The sequence below is a fragment of the Nonomuraea pusilla genome (assembly GCF_900109355.1).
In the GTDB taxonomy this organism is placed as follows: Bacteria; Actinomycetota; Actinomycetes; order Streptosporangiales; family Streptosporangiaceae; genus Nonomuraea; species Nonomuraea pusilla.
On the sequence record NZ_FOBF01000015.1, the window covers coordinates 27,932 to 46,004 of the forward strand.

Annotated in this window: 17 protein-coding genes; 10 read left to right on the plus strand and 7 right to left on the minus strand. The window is 70.0% G+C overall.

Annotation, left to right across the window (positions count from 1 at the left end; translation table 11 throughout):
• The first annotated feature begins 115 nt into the window (after nt 1–115).
• Both BMX74_RS27490 and BMX74_RS27495 read left to right on the plus strand, forming a co-directional pair.
• Nucleotides 116–1,084 (plus strand): ATP-binding cassette domain-containing protein, encoded by a 969-nt coding sequence (locus BMX74_RS27490; RefSeq protein ID WP_091103615.1) that lies wholly within the window; start codon nt 116–118, stop codon nt 1,082–1,084.
• On the plus strand, nt 1,081–1,944 hold the full coding sequence (locus BMX74_RS27495; protein WP_201784627.1) for an ABC transporter permease: 864 nt from the start codon (nt 1,081–1,083) through the stop codon (nt 1,942–1,944). The genes BMX74_RS27490 and BMX74_RS27495 overlap by 4 nt, the downstream gene beginning before the upstream one ends.
• Before the next feature lie 6 nt (nt 1,945–1,950).
• Here the strand turns inward: BMX74_RS27495 and BMX74_RS27500 are convergent, their stop codons facing one another.
• On the minus strand, nt 1,951–5,061 hold the full coding sequence (locus BMX74_RS27500) for an AfsR/SARP family transcriptional regulator (protein ID WP_091103617.1): 3,111 nt from the start codon (nt 5,059–5,061) through the stop codon (nt 1,951–1,953).
• A 305-nt stretch (nt 5,062–5,366) separates the two neighbouring features.
• Here BMX74_RS27500 and rph point away from each other — a divergent pair, with 305 nt between their 5' ends.
• Nucleotides 5,367–7,964 (plus strand): rifamycin-inactivating phosphotransferase, encoded by a 2,598-nt coding sequence (gene rph, locus BMX74_RS27505; protein WP_256257306.1) that lies wholly within the window; start codon nt 5,367–5,369, stop codon nt 7,962–7,964.
• A gap of 209 nt (nt 7,965–8,173) precedes the next feature.
• Nucleotides 8,174–8,710, plus strand: coding sequence for a hypothetical protein (locus BMX74_RS27510; RefSeq protein WP_177227533.1), 537 nt, complete (start codon nt 8,174–8,176; stop codon nt 8,708–8,710).
• A 60-nt stretch (nt 8,711–8,770) separates the two neighbouring features.
• Here BMX74_RS27510 and BMX74_RS27515 read toward each other — a convergent pair whose 3' ends face one another.
• From BMX74_RS27515 to BMX74_RS27525, 3 genes are read right to left on the minus strand one after another with little or no spacing between them, the layout of a single operon-like run.
• Nucleotides 8,771–9,403 carry a dihydrofolate reductase family protein gene (locus BMX74_RS27515; RefSeq protein WP_055504898.1) on the minus strand — a complete coding sequence of 211 codons (633 nt, stop codon included), beginning with the start codon at nt 9,401–9,403 and terminating at the stop codon, nt 8,771–8,773.
• 60 nt (nt 9,404–9,463) lie between these two features.
• The gene (locus tag BMX74_RS27520; protein ID WP_091103620.1) at nt 9,464–10,003 is read right to left on the minus strand and encodes a GNAT family N-acetyltransferase; all 540 of its coding nucleotides are present in this window, start codon (nt 10,001–10,003) and stop codon (nt 9,464–9,466) included.
• Between the two features lie 28 nt (nt 10,004–10,031).
• Complete coding sequence (locus BMX74_RS27525) at nt 10,032–10,265, minus strand: hypothetical protein (protein WP_256257287.1); 234 nt, start codon at nt 10,263–10,265, stop codon at nt 10,032–10,034.
• Between the two features lie 159 nt (nt 10,266–10,424).
• On the opposite strand from BMX74_RS27525, the gene amcB reads away from it, so the two are divergent.
• From amcB to BMX74_RS27535, 3 genes are all read left to right on the plus strand, one after another.
• The gene (amcB, locus tag BMX74_RS27530) at nt 10,425–11,588 is read left to right on the plus strand and encodes a cyclophane-forming radical SAM peptide maturase AmcB (RefSeq protein WP_218154080.1); all 1,164 of its coding nucleotides are present in this window, start codon (nt 10,425–10,427) and stop codon (nt 11,586–11,588) included.
• The gene (locus BMX74_RS44365) at nt 11,572–11,721 is read left to right on the plus strand and encodes a hypothetical protein (protein ID WP_177227534.1); all 150 of its coding nucleotides are present in this window, start codon (nt 11,572–11,574) and stop codon (nt 11,719–11,721) included. The genes amcB and BMX74_RS44365 overlap by 17 nt, the downstream gene beginning before the upstream one ends.
• A 410-nt stretch (nt 11,722–12,131) precedes the next feature.
• Entirely contained in the window at nt 12,132–12,848 is a 717-nt protein-coding gene (locus BMX74_RS27535; protein WP_091103623.1) for a helix-turn-helix domain-containing protein, read from the plus strand.
• On the opposite strand, the gene BMX74_RS27540 is transcribed toward BMX74_RS27535, so the two are convergent.
• Nucleotides 12,830–13,408 carry a dihydrofolate reductase family protein gene (locus BMX74_RS27540; RefSeq protein WP_091103624.1) on the minus strand — a complete coding sequence of 193 codons (579 nt, stop codon included), beginning with the start codon at nt 13,406–13,408 and terminating at the stop codon, nt 12,830–12,832. The genes BMX74_RS27535 and BMX74_RS27540 overlap by 19 nt on opposite strands.
• Before the next feature lie 388 nt (nt 13,409–13,796).
• Between BMX74_RS27540 and BMX74_RS27545 the strand changes: the two genes are divergently transcribed.
• Both BMX74_RS27545 and BMX74_RS27550 read left to right on the plus strand, forming a co-directional pair.
• A complete protein-coding gene (locus BMX74_RS27545) occupies nt 13,797–14,120 on the plus strand; it encodes a type II toxin-antitoxin system RelE/ParE family toxin (RefSeq protein WP_091103626.1) in 324 nt (107 codons plus the stop codon).
• 5 nt (nt 14,121–14,125) lie between these two features.
• A complete protein-coding gene (locus tag BMX74_RS27550; protein WP_055504890.1) occupies nt 14,126–14,425 on the plus strand; it encodes a helix-turn-helix domain-containing protein in 300 nt (99 codons plus the stop codon).
• Nucleotides 14,426–14,516: 91 nt separating this feature from the next.
• On the opposite strand, the gene BMX74_RS27555 is transcribed toward BMX74_RS27550, so the two are convergent.
• Together BMX74_RS27555 and BMX74_RS27565 are read right to left on the minus strand one after the other, a co-directional pair.
• Nucleotides 14,517–14,978 carry a GNAT family N-acetyltransferase gene (locus BMX74_RS27555; protein ID WP_091103787.1) on the minus strand — a complete coding sequence of 154 codons (462 nt, stop codon included), beginning with the start codon at nt 14,976–14,978 and terminating at the stop codon, nt 14,517–14,519.
• Between the two features lie 631 nt (nt 14,979–15,609).
• Nucleotides 15,610–16,611 carry an inositol monophosphatase family protein gene (locus BMX74_RS27565; RefSeq protein ID WP_177227535.1) on the minus strand — a complete coding sequence of 334 codons (1,002 nt, stop codon included), beginning with the start codon at nt 16,609–16,611 and terminating at the stop codon, nt 15,610–15,612.
• Between the two features lie 738 nt (nt 16,612–17,349).
• Here BMX74_RS27565 and BMX74_RS27570 point away from each other — a divergent pair.
• Entirely contained in the window at nt 17,350–17,715 is a 366-nt protein-coding gene (locus BMX74_RS27570) for a hypothetical protein (RefSeq protein WP_091103628.1), read from the plus strand.
• The last annotated feature ends 358 nt before the right edge of the window (nt 17,716–18,073 follow it).

The following is an 18,073-nucleotide window of genomic DNA, read 5'->3' on the forward strand; positions in this document are numbered from 1 at the left end:
GCCGGGTGAAACCGCCAGGTCAGTGGTGAAACCGCTATGAAGCCGCGATGAAGCCGGCGACGCGGAAGCTGTCCTCGGACGCCGGGAGGTACCCGGCGGAGAGAGGAGACGCGTCATGGCGGACCTCAGCGCCGTCCGGGCCGGCAGTCTGGTCAAGAACTTCGGAGACTTCCGGGCCGTGGACGGGGTCGACCTGGACGTACGGCAGGGCGAGATCTTCGGAGTGCTGGGCCCGAACGGAGCGGGTAAGACCACCACCCTCCGGATGCTCGCCACCCTGCTCCCGATCGACGGCGGCCACGCGGAGATCTTCGGCGTGGACGTCCGGCGGGAACCCCACCGCATCCGGCAGCTCGTGGGCGTCACCGGCCAGTACGCCTCCGTGGACGAGGACCTGACCGCCCGGGAGAACCTCAGGCTGTTCGCCCGCCTGCAGGGCCTGGCGAGCGTCAGGGCCAAGACCGTCGCCGGTGACCTGCTCGAACGCTTCGGCCTCCAGGAGGCGGCCGACCGTCCCCTGTCGCAGTTCAGCGGCGGCATGCGCCGCCGCCTGGACCTCGCGTCAAGCCTGATCACCCGCCCACCCCTGATCTTCCTGGACGAGCCCACGACCGGACTCGACCCGAGAACCCGGGGCCAGATGTGGGACACGATCCGTGAGCTGGTCACCGACGGCTCCACGATCCTCCTCACCACCCAGTACCTGGACGAGGCCGACCAGCTGGCCGACCGGGTGGCCGTGATCGACCGGGGACGGAAGGTCGCCGAGGACACCCCCGACGCGCTGAAGACCCAGGTCGGCGACTCGACCCTGCAGCTCAGGCTCGCGGAGGGCTCCGACACCGCCCTGGCCGCGGACGTCGTCCGCCGGCTGCTGCGTGAGGAACCGGTCCTGACCCCGGAGTCGGGACGCATGAACATCCCCCTCCCCGACCCCAACCGGGCCGCGGACGTCCTGATCGGCCTGCGGGAGGCAGGCCTCGGCATCTCCTCGGTGAGCGTCGCCAAGCCGACGCTGGACGAGGTCTTCCTGGCGCTGACCGGCCACGGCGCCGACGAACCCCAGACGGAGGCGGCCCGATGACGCAGAGCACCATGACCTCGAACACCGTGACCCCGGCCACCCGCGGCGCCCAGCGCGTCGACCCGGCCGCCGCGGTCGCCCGCACCACGTCCCACAGCTCGCTTCAGGAAACCTGGGTCCAGGTCCTGGCCATGGCGTGGCGGGCGCTGAAGAAGATGCGCCGCAAGCCCGAGCAGTTCTTCGACGTCCTCGTCCAGCCCTTGCTGTTCACAGCGATGTTCGCGTTCATCTTCGGCGGCGCGATCTCCGGCAGCGTGTCCGACTACCTCCCGATCCTGATCCCCGGCATCCTCGCCCAGACGGCGCTGACCGTCTGCATGGCCACGGGCGTGCAGCTGCGCGAGGACATGGACAAGGGGGTCTTCGACCGCTTCAAGTCCCTGCCGATCGCGAGGATCGCTCCCCTGGCCGGCCCGATGATCGCCGACCTGATCCGTTACGGCATCGCGTCGGTGCTGACGCTGGTCACCGGCCTGCTCATCGGTTACCGCCCCGGTGGCGGCGTGCTCGGCTGCGTCCTCGGCGTCGCGCTCACCGTGATCGCGGGCTGGTCGCTGGCGTGGATCTTCACCTGGCTGGGCACGATGGCGCGTTCGGCGCAGAGCGTCCAGGGCATCTCAATGATGATCATGTTCCCGCTCACCTTCCTGTCGAACGCCTTCGTCCCCGCCCAGACGCTGCCCGGCTGGCTGGAGGCGTTCGTGAAGGTCAACCCGGTGTCGCACGTCGTCTCCGCGGTGCGCGACCTGTTCAACGACGGGGCCGTGACGGCCGAGGTCGGCTGGGCGGTCATCGGCTGCGCGGTCGTCGTCGCGATCTTCGCTCCCCTGGCGGTCCGCTCGTACTCGCGCAAGATGTAGGCGGTGTCACCCCACCCGGGCCAGGACGGCGCGGGCCTCGTCCAGCAGGTCGGGGCCGCGCCGATCGCCGTACCCGGCCGCGATCCTGGCGATGGCGCCGGGGGCGACCCGTTCGGCGTGCGCGGACAGCGTCGCCCAGTTCATCGTCACGGTGAAGCGGTTGTAGGCGAACCGGTCGGCGAGCACGAGCAGCCGCACCGCCTCCTCCACCGGCATCGTCTCCTTCAGCAGGCCCCAGATGCCGAGCGCGGCGAGCACCATCCCCATCATCGGGTAGTCCTTGAAACCCTGCTCCCAGGCGAACACGACCTGGACGTCCGCCCGCACCGACTCGAAGAGGTCCGCGCCGTCGTCGCCCTCGCCGTACTGGGCGAACGCCGAGAGCGCGATGACGTCGCCCAGGACGGCCCACGGGGTGAGGGCGTCGCCCCGGCCAGGGACGCGGATGTTCCTGAGCGCCTCGGCGGTCTCGCGGTGCCGCCGCAGTCCTTCGGCGATGTCGCCGTCGGCGAGAGCCAGCTGCGCTCTCGCGGCGGCGACCGACAGGACCTCGCCATAGGTGCCCTGGGAGCCGAGCGACTCCAGGTCGTCGAGCATGCGCGCGGCATCGTCGCGGCGGCCCTCGTTGAGCGCCGCCATGGCGAGGGAGGTGCGGATCTGGAGGGCGTCGTCCACCGCCCCCAGCCGTTCGAGCACCGGGAGCGCCTCGGCGGCGTGCCTGGAGGCCGACGCGGAGTCGCCGAGGTTCCCGTACAGGCCGGCCAGCTGGGTGTGCAGCACCGCCCGCTGCCAGGGGCCGCCCTCGTCGCCGACGAGTTCGAGCGCGGCTCTTGCCGCCGCGATCGCGCCGACCGGGTCGCCCGCGTTCTCCCGGCCGTGGCTCAGCCAGTGCAGCGCGATGCGGCGGATCAGCGGATCGGGATCGGCGACCAGTTTGTCCAAGCCGTGCTCGGGATCCGACACCGTGATGAGCAGTGCGGTCACCAGCGCCCGGACGGTCGGGTTCGCCGAGTCGGCGCCCACCCCGGCCAGCAGCCGCGCCAGCGTGTCGGTCGCCTCCGAGGAGACGATGCTGCTGTTGAACAGCCCGATGGTCAGGGTCAGCCTCGTCCTGTCGAGGAGCCGGGGCGGAGGCGTCCAGCCGCTCAGGGCCGCGGCGACGGCCGGGCCGAGGACGATGCTGCGCGCGTGGTCCCCGCGGATCGTCCAGTAGCCGCCCAGGGCGGAGAACAGCACGACGACCGCTTCCTGGTCGGGGTCGGCGAGCGCCTCACGCAGGACGTCGGCGAGGTTCGTCTCCTCGGAACGCAGCCGGTCCATCGCGTCGACCTGCTCCGGCGAGTACAGCCGGGCGCCGTGCCGGTCGGCGTGACCGACGGCCCACGCGCGGACCGCCGCTCGCGCCTCGGCGGTCTCGCCGGCCGAGTCGAGCCGCACCCGGCCGAACTCGCGCACCGTCTCAAGCATGCGGTACCGGACGCCGCCGCCCGCCTCCACGACCGTGAGCAGGGACTGCTCCACGAGCTCCTCGACGTGGCCGAGGGCGTCCTCGCCGAGCACCTCCTCCGCCGCGTCGAGGGTGAAGCCGTCAGAGAAGGCCGAGAGGCGGCGCAGGGCCCGGCGCTCCCGCTCGTCCAGCAGGTTCCAGGACCAGTCGATCACCGCCAGCAGCGTCTGGTGCCGGGTGGGGGCGCTCCGGTCGCCGCCGCGCAGCAGCGCGAACCTGTCCTCCAGCCGCCGGGCGATCTCGGCCGGCGCCATCACCCTCACCTTCGCCGCGGCCAGTTCGATCGCGAGCGGCAGGCCGTCCAGGCGGGCCACGACGGCGCGCACGTCGTCCTCGTCGAGGCGCACACCGGGCCGGGCCGCGGTCGCGCGGTCGCGGAACAGCTCGACGGCGTCACCGGTGCCCAGCTGGGGCAGCGGATAGACGCGTTCGGCGGCGATCGCCAGCGGCGAGCGGGTCGTGGTGAGGACGCGCAGCTCCCGCGTGGTCGCGGTCAGGTAGGCGACCAGGTCGGCGACCGCCTCCACCAGATGCTCGCAGTTGTCGAGCACCAGCAGTGTCGGGGCCAGATCGAGCTGCTGGGAGATTCTCGCCCGGACGTCGGCGCGCTGCCGCGGGGTGAGCGTGCGGCGTCCCGTCACCGAGTCGCGGACGCCGAGCGCCGACCCGACCTCCCCCACGACGTCATCGGGCGCGGTCACGCCGACCAGTTCGACGAAGTGCACCACCGGATGCGGGGCCTCGCGGGCGACGGCATGGGCGAGCCGGGTCTTGCCGAGCCCGCCGGGACCGAGGATCGAGACCACCCGGGAGGCGGCGAGCAGCGCCCGCACGCGTCTGAGGTCGTCGTCGCGGCCGAGCAGCGGGGTCGTGTCGAAGCGCACCCCGGCGCGTACGGGACTGTCGAGCGCCAGCAGCTCACGGTGGACCCGCCGCAGCTCAGGCCCGACGTCTGCGCCGATCCTGTCGCGCAGGCCGGACCGGTAGCGCTCGAAGCGGTCCAGCGCGGCGCCCGTTCCTCGCACCGCCGCCTCGCTGCGCAGGAGGTCGGCGAGCAGCCCCTCGTCCTCAGGGTGGACGCGTACGGCCTCCTCCAGCCCGGACAGGGCGGGGCCGTGGTCGCCGCTCCGGCTGCGGGCGCGGGCGAGCACCACCCGCACGGACGCGAGGTCGCGTTCCGCGCGCCGGCGCACCTCGGCCAGCGGGCCGTCGCCCTCGGGCGGCAGCGCCCCGGCGCCCAGCGCGAGCGCCTCCTCCGCCGCCGCGACCGCCGCGGCGGGATTCTCGACGAGCAGCGCCCGCGCCCGGCCCGCCAGAGCCCGCAGCCGGCCCACGTCGACCCGGTCGGGCGGAACCTCCAGCCGGTAGCCGCTGCCCTCGGTGACCAGCGCCTCCGGCCCCACGACCGACCTGGTCCTGGACACCAGGACCTGCAGCGCCTTCGCCGGGTTGGCCGGTTCGCTGTCGCCCCACACCTCCGCGACGAGCTGCTCCGCGTGCACGGTCCGGCAGGCGAGCGCGAGGGCCGCGAGCAGCGCCTGAGCCCTCTCGCCGACCACCGGCTGCCCCCGCCACCGCACACCGTCGAGCAGGCTCAGGTAGATGGGCATGGCGCAAGTCTAGGCATCGCCGACCGCTTCGCCCGGTCTCGGATTCGCCCCGTGGGACCGGACGTGCGGCGGCCGGGCGGGCGCCGACAGCCGGAGAGGACCGGACAGCCCTGGAAACAATCGAGGCCCGGATCTGGATCTCTGTCCTGACCTGGGCCTTCATGGCGGGAATCGGATGCGGAGAACCACCCCCTGCCAGTTTCACTGTATAGCAGATGGGCGTGCCTCATGAGAACCCGGAAAGTGCTTCATACTTGCCCGTTGCCACCCGACCGACGGACGACGGAGCACCGGAATTGCGCTACGTGATGGGTTTCGAGGACATCGAATCGACGAATCTCGCGGACGTCGGCGGAAAGGGACTGCACCTGGGCGAGCTCTCGCGCGTCGACGGCATCCGCGTGCCCGGCGGCTTCTGCGTCACGACCGACGCCTTCCAGCGGGTCGTGGCCGAGACACCGTCGATCGACGCCCAGCTCGACCTGCTGTCGCGCGTGGAACCGGACGACCACGCGGCGATCCGCAGCCTGAGCGCGGACGTCCGCCGCGTCGTCGAAGGCGTCACGCTGCCCGACGACCTCGCTGCGGCCATCGGCGAATCGCTCGCCCGGCTCGGGGAGCAGGCCTCCTACGCGGTGCGTTCCAGCGCGACCGCCGAGGACCTGCCCACCGCGTCCTTCGCAGGCCAGCAGGACTCGTACCTGAACGTCGTGGGCCTGCCGGCGGTTCTCCTGCACGTCCGGCGGTGCTGGGCCTCGCTGTTCACCGAGCGCGCGGTGACCTACCGGCTTCGCAACGGGTTCGACCACCGGAAGGTGCGGATGGCGGTGGTCGTCCAGCGGATGGTGTTCCCGGACGCGGCCGGGATCCTCTTCACCGCCGACCCCGTCACCTCCAACCGGAGGATCGCCGCCGTGGAGGCCGGTTGGGGGCTCGGCGAGGCGCTCGTCTCCGGCCTCGTCGCCGGCGACGTCTACACGGTGCGCGACGACCGGATCGTCAGCGCGGCGATCGCCACCAAGCCGCGGCTCGTCCAGGCGTCGCCGGGAGGCGGTACCCAGGACGCGCCCATCGAGCCGGGGCGGCAGACGCAGCCGGCCCTGACGGACGCGCAGGTCGTGCGCCTGGTGCGCCTGGGCCGGCGCATCGAAGCGCACTTCGGCCGGCCCCAGGACATCGAATGGTGCCTGACCGGCGACGACTTCCACATCGTCCAGAGCCGGCCGATCACCACCCTGTTCCCCATCCCCGCGACCGACGACCAGGAGAACCACGTCTACGTCTCCGTCGGTCACCAGCAGATGATGACCGACGCGATGAAGCCGCTCGGACTCTCCCTGTGGCAGCTGACGACCCCGCGGCCGATGCACGAGGCCGGCGGGCGGCTGTTCGTCGACGTGGCCCCCATCCTGGCGACCCGCGGCGGTCGCGAGAACCTCCTCGGCACCCTGGGGAAGTCCGACCCGCTGATCCGGGACGCGTTGCAGACCGTCCTCGACCGCGACGACTTCCTCCGCTCGCTTCCCGACGAAGGCCCTGGCGCCGCACGCGCCGGCGACCCGCCCGCCCCGATCGAGGCCGATCCGGCCGTCGTCGTCGAGCTGATCCGGCGCAGTCAGGCGTCCGTCGCCACCCTCCGGCGCGAGATCCGGAGCCTGTCCGGGCCGGCGCTGCTCGACTTCATCCTGGACGACCTCGCGGAGCTCAAGCGCATCCTGTTCGAGCCGCGGAGCCACCAGGCGATCATGGCGGGGATGGAGGCGACCTGGTGGCTCAACGACCACATCGAGACGTGGCTGGGCGAGAAGAACGCGGCCGACGCGCTCACGCAGTCCGTCCCCCACAACGTCACGTCGGAGATGGGCCTCTCGCTCCTCGACGTCGCCGACGTCATCCGGCCGCACGCGGACGTCGTCGCGTTCCTGCAGCGCGTCGCGGACGAAGGCCGGGAGGGCGACGGTTTCCTGGACGAGCTGGCCGGGCTGGCCGGCGGCCCGGAAGCCCGTGACGCCATCCGCGGCTACCTCGACGAGTACGGCATGCGCTGCGCGGGCGAGATCGACATCACCAGGACGCGCTGGAGCGAGAACCCCGCCACGCTCGTCCCCACCATCCTCGGCAACGTCAAGAACTTCGAGCCCGGCGACGGCAAGCGACGCTTCGAACAGGGACGCCGAGAGTCGCGGCGCAAGGAACAGGAGCTGCTGACGCGCCTGCGCGCCCTGCCCGACGGGGAGGAGAAGGCCGCGGAGACCAAGCGGATGATCGACCGCGTCCGCGCCTTCGCCGGATACCGGGAGTACCCCAAGTACGGCATGGTCAGCCGCTACTTCGCGTACAAGCAGGCGTTGCTGCGGGAAGCCGAACGTCTCGTCCGGTCCGGCACCCTGCGCGAGAAGGACGACATCTTCTTCCTCCGGCTCGAGGAGCTGCGGGAGGTCGTGCGCACCGGCGAGGTGGACGCCGGACTCATCCGGGAGAGGCGGGAGGCGTTCCGGACGTACGAGGCGCTCACGCCGCCCCGGGTCCTCACGTCCGACGGCGAGGCCATCACCGGCCGGTACCGGCGTGACGACGTCCCGCCCGGCGCGCTGGCCGGCCTCCCGGTCTCGGCCGGCGCCGTCGAGGGCCGCGCCCGCGTCGTCATGGACATGGAAGGGGCCGACCTCGAAGCGGGAGACATCCTGGTCACCGCCTACACCGACCCCAGCTGGACCCCCCTGTTCGTGGCCGCCGCCGGGCTGGTGACGGAGGTGGGCGGCCTCATGACCCACGGGGCGGTGATCGCGCGGGAGTACGGCCTGCCGGCCGTCGTGGGCGTGGAGCAGGCCACCCGGCTGATCAGGGACGGGCAGCGGATCCGCGTCCACGGCACCGACGGCTACGTCGAGATCCTCGACTGAACCGCCGCCCCTCCAGGGCCTTCGGGCCCGGCCTGCATACCTGATCAGGACGACCAGCCCTCCCGGACCCGAGGACGCCGTTCTCCCATTGACCAATCAGATCATTCGGCGTTGTGTGACAGGCAGGATGATCAACGGTGCCCGATGCGGGGGGCTCAGCGCTTGAGCTCATCGGTGACACCGCGGCCGACGAACCTGGGCGGTACTTGGTGATGACCACGCGCTATCAGAACCGCTGGACCGTCGCGGCGGGGGTCCTGGGCGAGGTGTTCCTGATGTGGGTGTACCTGGGGGGAGTGACAACGGTGCCCTTTCCTGACCTCCTCAGCCGGGTGGTCGCGGGGACCGTTGTCACGCTGAGTTGCTGGGTGGGGGCGGTGGCGACGTTCTTCCCCGCAGTGCGGCTGCGCCCTAAGGAACTGGTGGTGGACAACCCGCTGTTCACCTACCGCATCCCCTGGCGGTACGTCCTGGATGTGGAGCCCGACGGAGGAATGGAGATAAGGACGCGCGGCGCAGGAGAGATCGGCTCCTTCGCGTTCTCCTCCTCCCTGCTGGGCGAGCTGACCGGCAACCGCACCTCAAGGCGGGTGGCGGCCGCCATCCTCGAATACCGCGGAAAACAGGCGGACAAGTCGGGCGGAGGCGACGTCACTCGCGAGATCCCCGTCCTCCGGCACGTGATCTGGCTGGGCTGCTCGTGGGCCCTCCTCACCTGGGCCCTACCGGCGATCCTGTCGCCCTGACCTGCGACCGCCGGCGCGCCCGCACGCCTCGATGACGTCGCCGGCTTCGCACGGAAGGCTTCAGTCGTCGCGCCCGGCGCCGCGATCGGGTGCGCTCATGTCCCCCGTCCCCGGCGTGCCGTCGGCGAGCCCGTAGCGCAGGTAAACGATGCCCTTGGGGCCGGCCACCGGCGGTTCGAGGAGCGTGACGTTCGCGGGCACCGCGCCACCGTCGAACACCTTCTTCCCGACGCCCAGCACGATCGGGTGCACCCAGAGGTCGAGACGGTCGAAGAGCTTCTCGCGCAGGAGGGTCTGCACCAGGTTCAGGCTCCCGACGACCTTCACGTGCTCGTGCCGGTCACGGATCTCGCGCACCGCGCCGGCCAGATCCGGGCCGAGCCGCGTGGACCCCGCCCACGAGAGGTCGGGCCTGCCACGGGAGGCCACGTACTTCGGGACGCCGTTGAAGAGCGTGGCGATCGCGCCCTCCTGGTACGGCCAGTGGGCGGCGAAGATGTCGTACGTCCGCCGGCCGAGCAGGAGGGCGTCCGTCCCCTCGTACGCGGCGCCGACCTGCGCCCCGGCCACCTCGTCCAGCAGGGGCGCCTGCCAGCCGCCGAACGGGAACCCCACCGGGTCCTCGTCGGGGCTGCCGGGCGACTGCCCGACGAGGTCGAGGGTCGCGAACAGCTCGATGTGGATGAGGCCCATGCTTGCTCCCGGTGAGTCAGCCGTCTCGGTCGGGAGGTAGACCTGCGGGCGGCGGCGGACTCATCGGTGGTCGGCGAGGATTCTCACGTCGTCGGGACTCCACGCGTACTCGACGACGGGCAGTTCGAATCCTGCGGGGAAGCGTTCCACGAACTCCCTGGTGGGCCGGCCGCCGAGCCGCCGGTAGAAGGCGATCGCGGCGGCGTTGTCCCGCAACACCTCCAGATAGACCGTCCTGTCAGGGTGCTGCTCGGAGGCCCAGCCGAAAGCCCGGTGCACGAGCTCCCGGCCGATGCCGGACTGCTTGCGCTCCGGCTCGACGTGCAGGTTGTCGAGCAGGACACGCCCATCGGCTTCGACGGCGAGATAGGCGAACCCCAGGAGGGCGTCGCCGTCGACGGCGACGAGCAGGCAGCGGGTGTGATCCGGTTGCCGGGCGACGGTGGCGAGCCGGGCACTCCACATGGCCCTGCGCTCGCCGAGCAGGGACCCGTTCAGGTAGCCGGCGGGCATGATCTCGGCATAGGCGGTCAGCCAGCTACGCGTGTGGAGCTGCGCGATGTTCTCGGCGTCGTCTTCGGTACCAGATCTGATGTGCATGGCGTAGAGGTTCGCACAGGCGAGGTGATCACCTGGGAGCCGGTGCGCCCCCGCGGGAGGCGTCGCTCCTGCCGCGGGCCTGGAGCTCCGCCAGCCACCCGGCCACCTGCTCGTCGCTGTGGAGGTAATCCTCGTCCGGGCCATGGCGTAAGTCGATGCCGTGAAGGAGCCGCAGCGCCCACCACACGAGATCGTCGTGCACGGCCGGATCGCTCGCGCAGACCCACTGGGAGGCCCACCGATCGGCTTCGTCGCGCGTCACGGAGCCATCGAGGACGCCGACGAACTGTGCTTCGACCTGCGAACGGGACGGCGCTGGAGACACCGTCCCAGGATCTCACGAACCGCGGCGACCTGGCCCGGCTTCTTCTTGTCGCGGAACACAAGGCGATGACGCGGTGTGCTGATGTACGTTCACTCTGTGACCAGCTTGGAGGGTGGGCCTGCCGCCGCAGGGGCCGCGCAGACCGGTGAGGTGAGGCTGGCCGGCACAGCGCGGGCGGTGCTCATGCAGCCCACCACGTTGTGCAACCTCGATTGCTCCTACTGCTACCTGCCGGACCGGAAGGTGTCCCGGCGGATGAGCGTGGATGTCGCCGAGGCCGTGGCCGCCGGTGCGCGAGAGTGGTCCAGGAAGCATCCGGTGGCCGTGGTCTGGCACGGCGGCGAACCGCTCGCGGTGGGCCCGGCCTACTTCCGCTCCCTGCTGGAGCCGTTCGGGCCCGGCGAGACACATCCGGTGGTCCATGCGGTGCAGACCAACGCCACGCTCATCGACGAGGCGTGGTGCGAGGTGTTCTCGACCGTCCCCGTCCGTGTCACGGTGAGCATCGACGGCCCAGGTGAGCACAACGCCCAACGGGTGGACCGGGCGCGACGCCCGAGCACGGAGCGGGTCATGAACGGCATCGACCTGCTGCGCAGGGCCGGGATCGGCTTCAGCGTGATCGCGGTGCTGTCCGACCTGTCGCCGGGAGCGGCTTCCCGCCTGTACCGATTCGCCTGCGAGCTCGGCTGCGACAACCTCGGAGTGAACCTGGCCGAGAAGAAAGGCGTCTACGCGGGCGCGCAGGAGCCGGAGAGCGAGACCGAGGTCATCGCCTTCTGGCAGGAACTCGCGGCGAGCTGGCAGGCCGACCCACGCATCCGGATCAGAGAGCTCGACCACGCCTACACCTACGTCCGGGAGGAGCTCTCCGGTGCCTCGGCAGAGCGCGCCGGCCGGCCCGTCGCGCCCCTGCCCCTGGTCACCTGGGACGGCCACTACCTTCCCATCGGCGCGGAACTGGCCGGCTTCTCCTCGCCGCACCACGGCCCGTTCACCGCCGGCAACGTCCTCGACACCCCCATGACCGTACTGGCGGCCCAGGCGGAGGCGGTGCCGTGGGTCGCAGAAGCCATGGCAGGCATCGCCAACTGCCGTGAGCAGTGCGAGTACTTCGCCTACTGCCGCGGCGGGCAAGCGGCCAACAAGTACTTCGAGACCGGGCGCCTGGACGCCACCGAAACCACCCACTGCCGCACCAGCAAGATCAACCTACTGGAAGGAATCCTGCGTCATGCCGAACATGCCCACACCCGCTGAGGCCACGCAGACCACGGCCTCACTGTCCGAACGGATCGAAGCCAGCCGCGACCAGCTCACCCAGGCGGCGGCACAGGCCGGCGAACGCCAGGACATCGCCGGCATCTTCGGCTGGGCGTACACAGGAGTGTGACGTCCCTGGGGTGGGACGCGCGCTCGCCCGGCCCCTGCGAACGGATCGTCGATCGCTGAGGCCACATCCCCGGTGAGGGGCCCGAGGCTCGCAGCCCCGGGCCCCTTCGCTGCGCACCCGGGAAGAGGCGGCACAGTCCGGGCGAGCCCGCACCGGCATGCGCTGATCGTGGAGCTGGGACTGCTGCTCCGGCAAACCGTTTCCGGCTGGGCACTCGGCGCTGACGCTCGCGGGCTGGGACAGGGGACGTGACGGAGAAGTCCACCCCCCTGGTCTTACGGCCGCCTTCGACGATCGCGCTCGATCGGTCAGATCGCACGATCGAGGTAGAAACCGATCCACCGCAGCCCGCGCAGCTCCCTGTAGCGCAAACCCGCATAGCGCGACGCGACGCCGCATATTCTTCGCCCGTGGGACTGCGGTTCGAGACGCGTCGGTCCGACTCGCCGTGGGTCGACACCGTGTGGACATGCACGAGCGAGCAGGTCACCGCGATGACGTCCGTCGCAGGGGCGCGTTGGGGCCTGGTGTTCTGGGAGCAGGCCGGCCGGACGTACGCGGGCGTCACCGGCCCCGAGACCCGGACCGGCACGGCGCCGGTGCCGGTGCCGGAGGGCGCGACCTTCACGGGCATCGAGTTCGCCGTGGGCACCTCGTTGCGGTCCGTGCCCACGCCGGCGCTGGTCGACGGCGGCATCAGGCTCCCCGACACCACGCGCCGGACGTTCCGGCTGGACGGCGCGCGCTGGGAGACGCCCGGCCCCGACGACGCCGAGGCCCTGGTCGACGGTCTCGTCCGGGCCGGGACCGTGGTCCGTGACCTGCTCGTCGCAGAGGTGCTGCGCGGTCACCGCCCGGCCGTCTCGCGGCGCACCGTCGAACGCCGGTTCCGCGCCGCGACCGGACTGACGCGGGGCGTGGTCCGGCAGATCGAGCGGGCCCGCGCGGCGGCGGAGCTGCTGGCCGCCGGCGACCCGGCCCCCGACGTCGTCGCCAAGCTCGACTACTTCGACGAGCCGCACCTGGCCCGGGCACTGCGCTCCTACGTCGGACGCACCGTCAGGCAGCTGCGCGAGGGCGGCGGCGGCGCGATCGCCCTCGACCTGGGTCAGCGCTTGACGTCGTAGACCAGCTTCAGGATCCCGTTCGAGTAGCTCTCCGACTCCCGCAGCGTCAGCATGTGCTTGTCCCGGTCGGCCCGGCCGAACAGGCTCTTCCCGGCGCCGAGCAGCACGGGGAAGACGAGCAGGTTGTACCGGTCGATCAGGCCCGCGTCCGACAGCCGCCGGGCCAGCTCCGCGCTGCCGTGGATGAAGATCGCGCCGCCCTCGCTCTCCTTGAGCGCGGCGACGTCCTCGGTCGAGCGCACAATCGTCGTCGGCCCCCACCCGCTGACGAGGGCGTCGTCGGACAGCGTGGTCGACACCACGTACTTGGGCAGCTCCTTGTAGGCGGCATGGTCCTCGGAGCCGGGCCAGACCGACGCGAACGCCTCGTAGCTGCGGCGGCCGAACATCAGCGCCGTCGTGTCGCCGAGTTCCTCGCCCTTGAGCGACCAGGCTTCCGGAACGAAATCGAGATCCTTGAACACCCACCCACCGCTGCGGTGCTCCTCCCCCGGCCCGCCGCCGGGCGAGTCCACGACACCGTCCAGCGACATGAAACCGGTGTAGACCAGATCACGCATTGTGCCGCCTCCTCATGCTCGGGTTAGTCGCAGGCCCCACGCTAGATGCCGACCGCGGCAGCCGTCTTGGACGGAAACGACAGCAGGCCCAAAACGCGTACCGAAGCACCGCCGCGACGTGAACCTGCACCCTCCTGCGCCGGGCATGCCTGGTCGCGACCGGGCTGAGCATCGACCCATGGTGCTGGCACGCCAATGGCATGGCGATCAGCCAGCGACCTGGTTCTTGTCCGCGCGACTCGCGCAGCCGTCCACCTGGTCTCCCGTCTGCCGTACGACCGCCCGAAAAGGCGGGCGAACAGCGGAGTCAGGCGCTTGGAGCACGTGGGTTTCACGTTCCCGAGACATTGCCCTTGCCTCCGCTATAACGTCCATGTTATGACCGGCACTGGAGCCGGAAGTTGATGAGTGGTTCGACACGCTCAATCAGGAGGACCAGGAGACGCCGCCGTTCTACGTCGATCTACCGGCTGAACGTGGCGTTCTGCTCGACGAGCCCCACTCCCGTCAACTCCGCGGCAAGCTGCGAGAGCTGCGGTTCCGTTTGCAGCGGGAGGCGGTACGGATCACCTACTGGATCGCCCCGGGAAGGCGGATCGTCATGCTGACGGTGTTCCGTAAGCAGCGGATGCGAGAATCCGCCGAGATCGAGCGTGCGTGGCGGGCCACGCAGCGATGCATCGCTGAGGCCCACACCACAGACGAGGAGTGAGCGGCATGGGGGAGCGCAGAACCTGGGCGGATAAGAAGGCCGAGATCATGAGCCGCCCTGGTGCCGGAGCAGCATACGAGGCGGCCCGGATCCGGTTCGAGCTGGGCGAGGCGGTGCGGCTGCGGCGTGAGCAACTCGGGCTGACCCAGGCCGAACTGGCCGAACGCACCGGGCTGAAGCAGCCGGCGGTGGCGAGATTCGAAGCGGGGGGGACGATGCCCACCATCCCGATGCTGGAGCGGTTGGCGGAAGCCCTGGAGATGCGGCTGACCGTCCAGTTCCAGCCTCTGCGGGAGGCGAGCTGATCTCACCGGAGCGGTGGCCGACATCGCGCAAGGTGTCAAGGCCACCTCAGCCCTCGTCACCCCTCCTAATGGCCCGTTAATCGCCCGGCGATCACAGCGCTCCAGCATTCACGTTCCGCCCATCCAGCGTGAACCGGTAGACGATCGACTCCCGTCGTTGGAACCCCGCGCGCTCATACAAGCGGTTTGCCGCCTCCCTAGATGGCCGCGATGTGAGGTCGACGGTGCGGACGCCTGACTTTCTCGCCAACGCGAGGGCTTCGTCAGTTAGTGCCGCCGCGATGCCTTGTCCACGAGCAGCCTCGTCCACCACAACATCCTCAAGCCGCGCACGAAGCCCGGAAGGCAGCGGAAAGATCACCAGCGTCAAGGTGCCTACGATCCGCCCTTGCAAGCGAGCCACCAGCACCGTGTTCGCTTCGAAGGTCAGCAGCCGGCCCACGGCCTCGCGATCAAGCGCTTTCGCAGTTGTCGACAACTGCGGCAACAGGTGACCGAGCGCGGCCACGACATCGTCACTCGCCTCGCGCACGATCTCAATCTCGACGCTCACGTACTCGACCTTATCGATCGACCCGCGACCCGTCTTACTCGTCGCGACGCGACACACGCCGCCTGCTGATCATCCCGTCTGCCGCCGACCCGCCCGAAGGGAAAGCGGGCCAGGAGCACGGGGCCAAGGTGGAGCCCCCGCTGGAGGCACGACCTTGGCCCCGTGGCCCTGGTCTGCTCGGATTGTCCCGCGTCGACGGCGCGGGATGATCAGCTTTCCACCTCAGCCACCTACGGCCCCCCTCGCCAGGCACGGCGATCACCCCGGAGCCGGAGCGCCCCCGCCGGGGGCATCTCCTATTTACGGAACCCTGCTGATCGAGAGATCGTTGCTTCCTTCGGCAGTTGATGCACAACTTCGGCAGGGGAGACCGTCCGTCTATGGCGTGGCGTCGGAACGATGAGCAGGACATCGAGCACACCGTTGCGGAGGCTCGGCAGGCTTATCAAGTGGGCCATGAGATCTTTGTGTCTCGGCTCCGAGTCAAGTCCGAAACCATGCGCGCATGGGCTGTGCCAGATGCAGTCGAGCTGATTGAAGGTGTCGAGCGGGAGGGGTGGCAACTCAGCCACATATCGGAGAACCTAATTGGAGGCGGACTCCCGCTGATGACCTGCATCTTCCGTCGTCGCTAATCACAGAGTTCTAGCTGGTTACATGGCTTTGGCTGGCAGGGTAGCTGGCTGCCCATAGACAGCGAGGCCGGTTTACGTCGAGCGGCCCGAGTGCGGACCCAGCCGTGACGGCCCTCAGGCCGCAGCGTTGGACCGCGTGGTGGCGCGCAGGGCCGCTCTTGATACCTACAAGAGCTATTCGGCAACGTGCCGGTTGGGCCTGCTGGTCTCATGCGCCTCAGCGATGAGTTCCACGAGGTCGGCCACGAGCCGGGGCTTGCGGCGATGGTCGCGTGGGAGGTCATGCTGTGCGGGCTGCCGTCGAGATCGACCACCGTCGCTCCGGCCTCCCGGGCGATGATGACCCCCGCTGCGGTGTCCCACGGGTTGTTGCTGAGCATGATGTTGGCGTCGATCTTGCCGTCCGCCACCCACGCGAGGTCGATCGCGGCTGCGCCGAACATCCGAATGCGCTGGACGCGAGCGGCGAGTTCCTGGGTCAGGGCGAGCCGGGGCCGATTGCGCTCGTCCGCCCCCTCCCCCACTGCGTAGTCGCCGATCGCCACGATGGCACTCTGCAACTCGCGGGCATCGCTCACATGGATTTCGGATCCGTTGACGAAAGCGCCGGACTCTTCGGCCGCCGAGTAGCGGAGGTTGAGGAACGGCAGATCGATCACTCCAAGTGTGGACGTGTCCTTGTCGAGCAGGCCCAAGGAGACGCCGCACAGCGGGATGCCGTGCAGGAAGTTGGCTGTTCCGTCCACGGGGTCCAGGGCCCACATCAGGCCGTCGCCCATACGGCTGACGCCCTCTTCTTCGCCCAGGAAGCCGATCTCAGGCGTCTCGCGGGACAGGAACTCCCGTACGGCGTCTTCTACGGTGTAATCCACCTCGGTGGCCATGTCGCGGTCGCCTTTGGCGGTGACGACGCCGGGAGCCCTGGTTCTGATGATCTCGCTGGCGACCGACACCGCCTGGTCAGCGATGGGAAGCAGCGTTCGAGCCTCGATGGTCATACCGGTTTGCTCCGCTCCCCTGTATCCCTGAACACCTGGTCGAAGACGGCAACAGGACGACTGCGCTCGAGAAGGCCCGGCCTCTCCGGCTTTCGCTTCCATGATCTCCGCCACATCAGCACACCGCGATGGAGCGGGACCGGGCCATCGCCGACGCTCTCGGCAAGCTCGCCGAAGAGACGTTGAACAAGCAAGATCCAGACGGATCGGGCACGCAACAGGCACGGAAGATCGATAGCGAGCCCTGAAATAGCAGAAGCCAGGGCGGGAAACCATCCCTGACCTGGCTTTTCGTTCTGAGAGCGGGTGACGGGAATCGAACCCGCGCTGTCAGCTTGGGAATCGCATGGATCATGCCTCATGGAGCCGCTGACCTGGGCGTGCAGCCGGTCATGAGTGACCGTGGTTGACCCCTCGTCACCCTGGCTTGTTGCACGCCAATTGCACGACGATCAGCTGGCGACCTGGTCTTTCCTGCGCGCCGCGCACACCTCCCGTCCTGATCATCCCGTCTGCCGTCGGCCCGCCCGAAGGGGAAGCGGGCCAGGGCCACGGGGTCAAGGTGGAGCGCCCCACTGGACGAACGACCTTGGCCCCGTGGCCCTGGTCTGCTCGGCTTGTCCCGGGTCGACGGCGGGCGGGATGATCAGGCTTCCACCTCAGCCCTCTACGGTTTCCCGGTCCGCGCGACGATCATCCCGGAGCCGGAGCGCCCCTGCCGGAGGCTATGGTCTGCTCATGCCGGACTTTGAAGCATGGGCGCGGCTTTCCTTGTGGGAGCAAGCGGATTCCCTCGTGGGTGACGCCGAGATTGTGATTGATCGTCCTGCGGGCACGCCGCATCCCAAGGTGTCGAGCTTCATCTACCCGCTGGATTATGGCTTCTTGGCGGGGACTCAAGGCGGGGACGGTGAGGGCATCGATGTGTGGGTCGGCTCGTCTCCGGTGCGGACCGTGTCGGCGGTGGCCTGCACGGTGGATCTACTCAAGCGGAACGCAGAGGTCAAGTTTTTGTGGTGCTGCTCGTCGGATGAGATCGCGCTGGTGGAAGGTTTCTACGCCCCTCAGCCTCAAGCGGCTGTGGTGATCCACCGGCCGAGATGAGCATGACCGCGGCTCTGGCGGCGGCGTGACGGTGGTCGGCGCGGTGGCTCAGTACGGCGCGGGGCGGCTACGGCGATGCCCCGCGCGGCGCCCGCGCCGTGACCGGCCCCCAGGCCGCAGCGCGGCGTGGGGACGCCGGCGCGGGGCGTACGGCGGCGCGGCGCGCCGCCGCTTGATACCTATGAGAACAATTCGGCAGTGCTCGCCATACGACAAAGGCACCTCTCCCGCGAGAGGTGCCTTCAGTCTTCCGTCTGGGCGTCTGTGATCTCCGGTGATGCGGGCGGGTCAAGCGGTGCGCCGCAGTTCCAGCAGGTCAAGGCCTGCTTGGTGGCGAACTGTTGACCGCAGTTCGGGC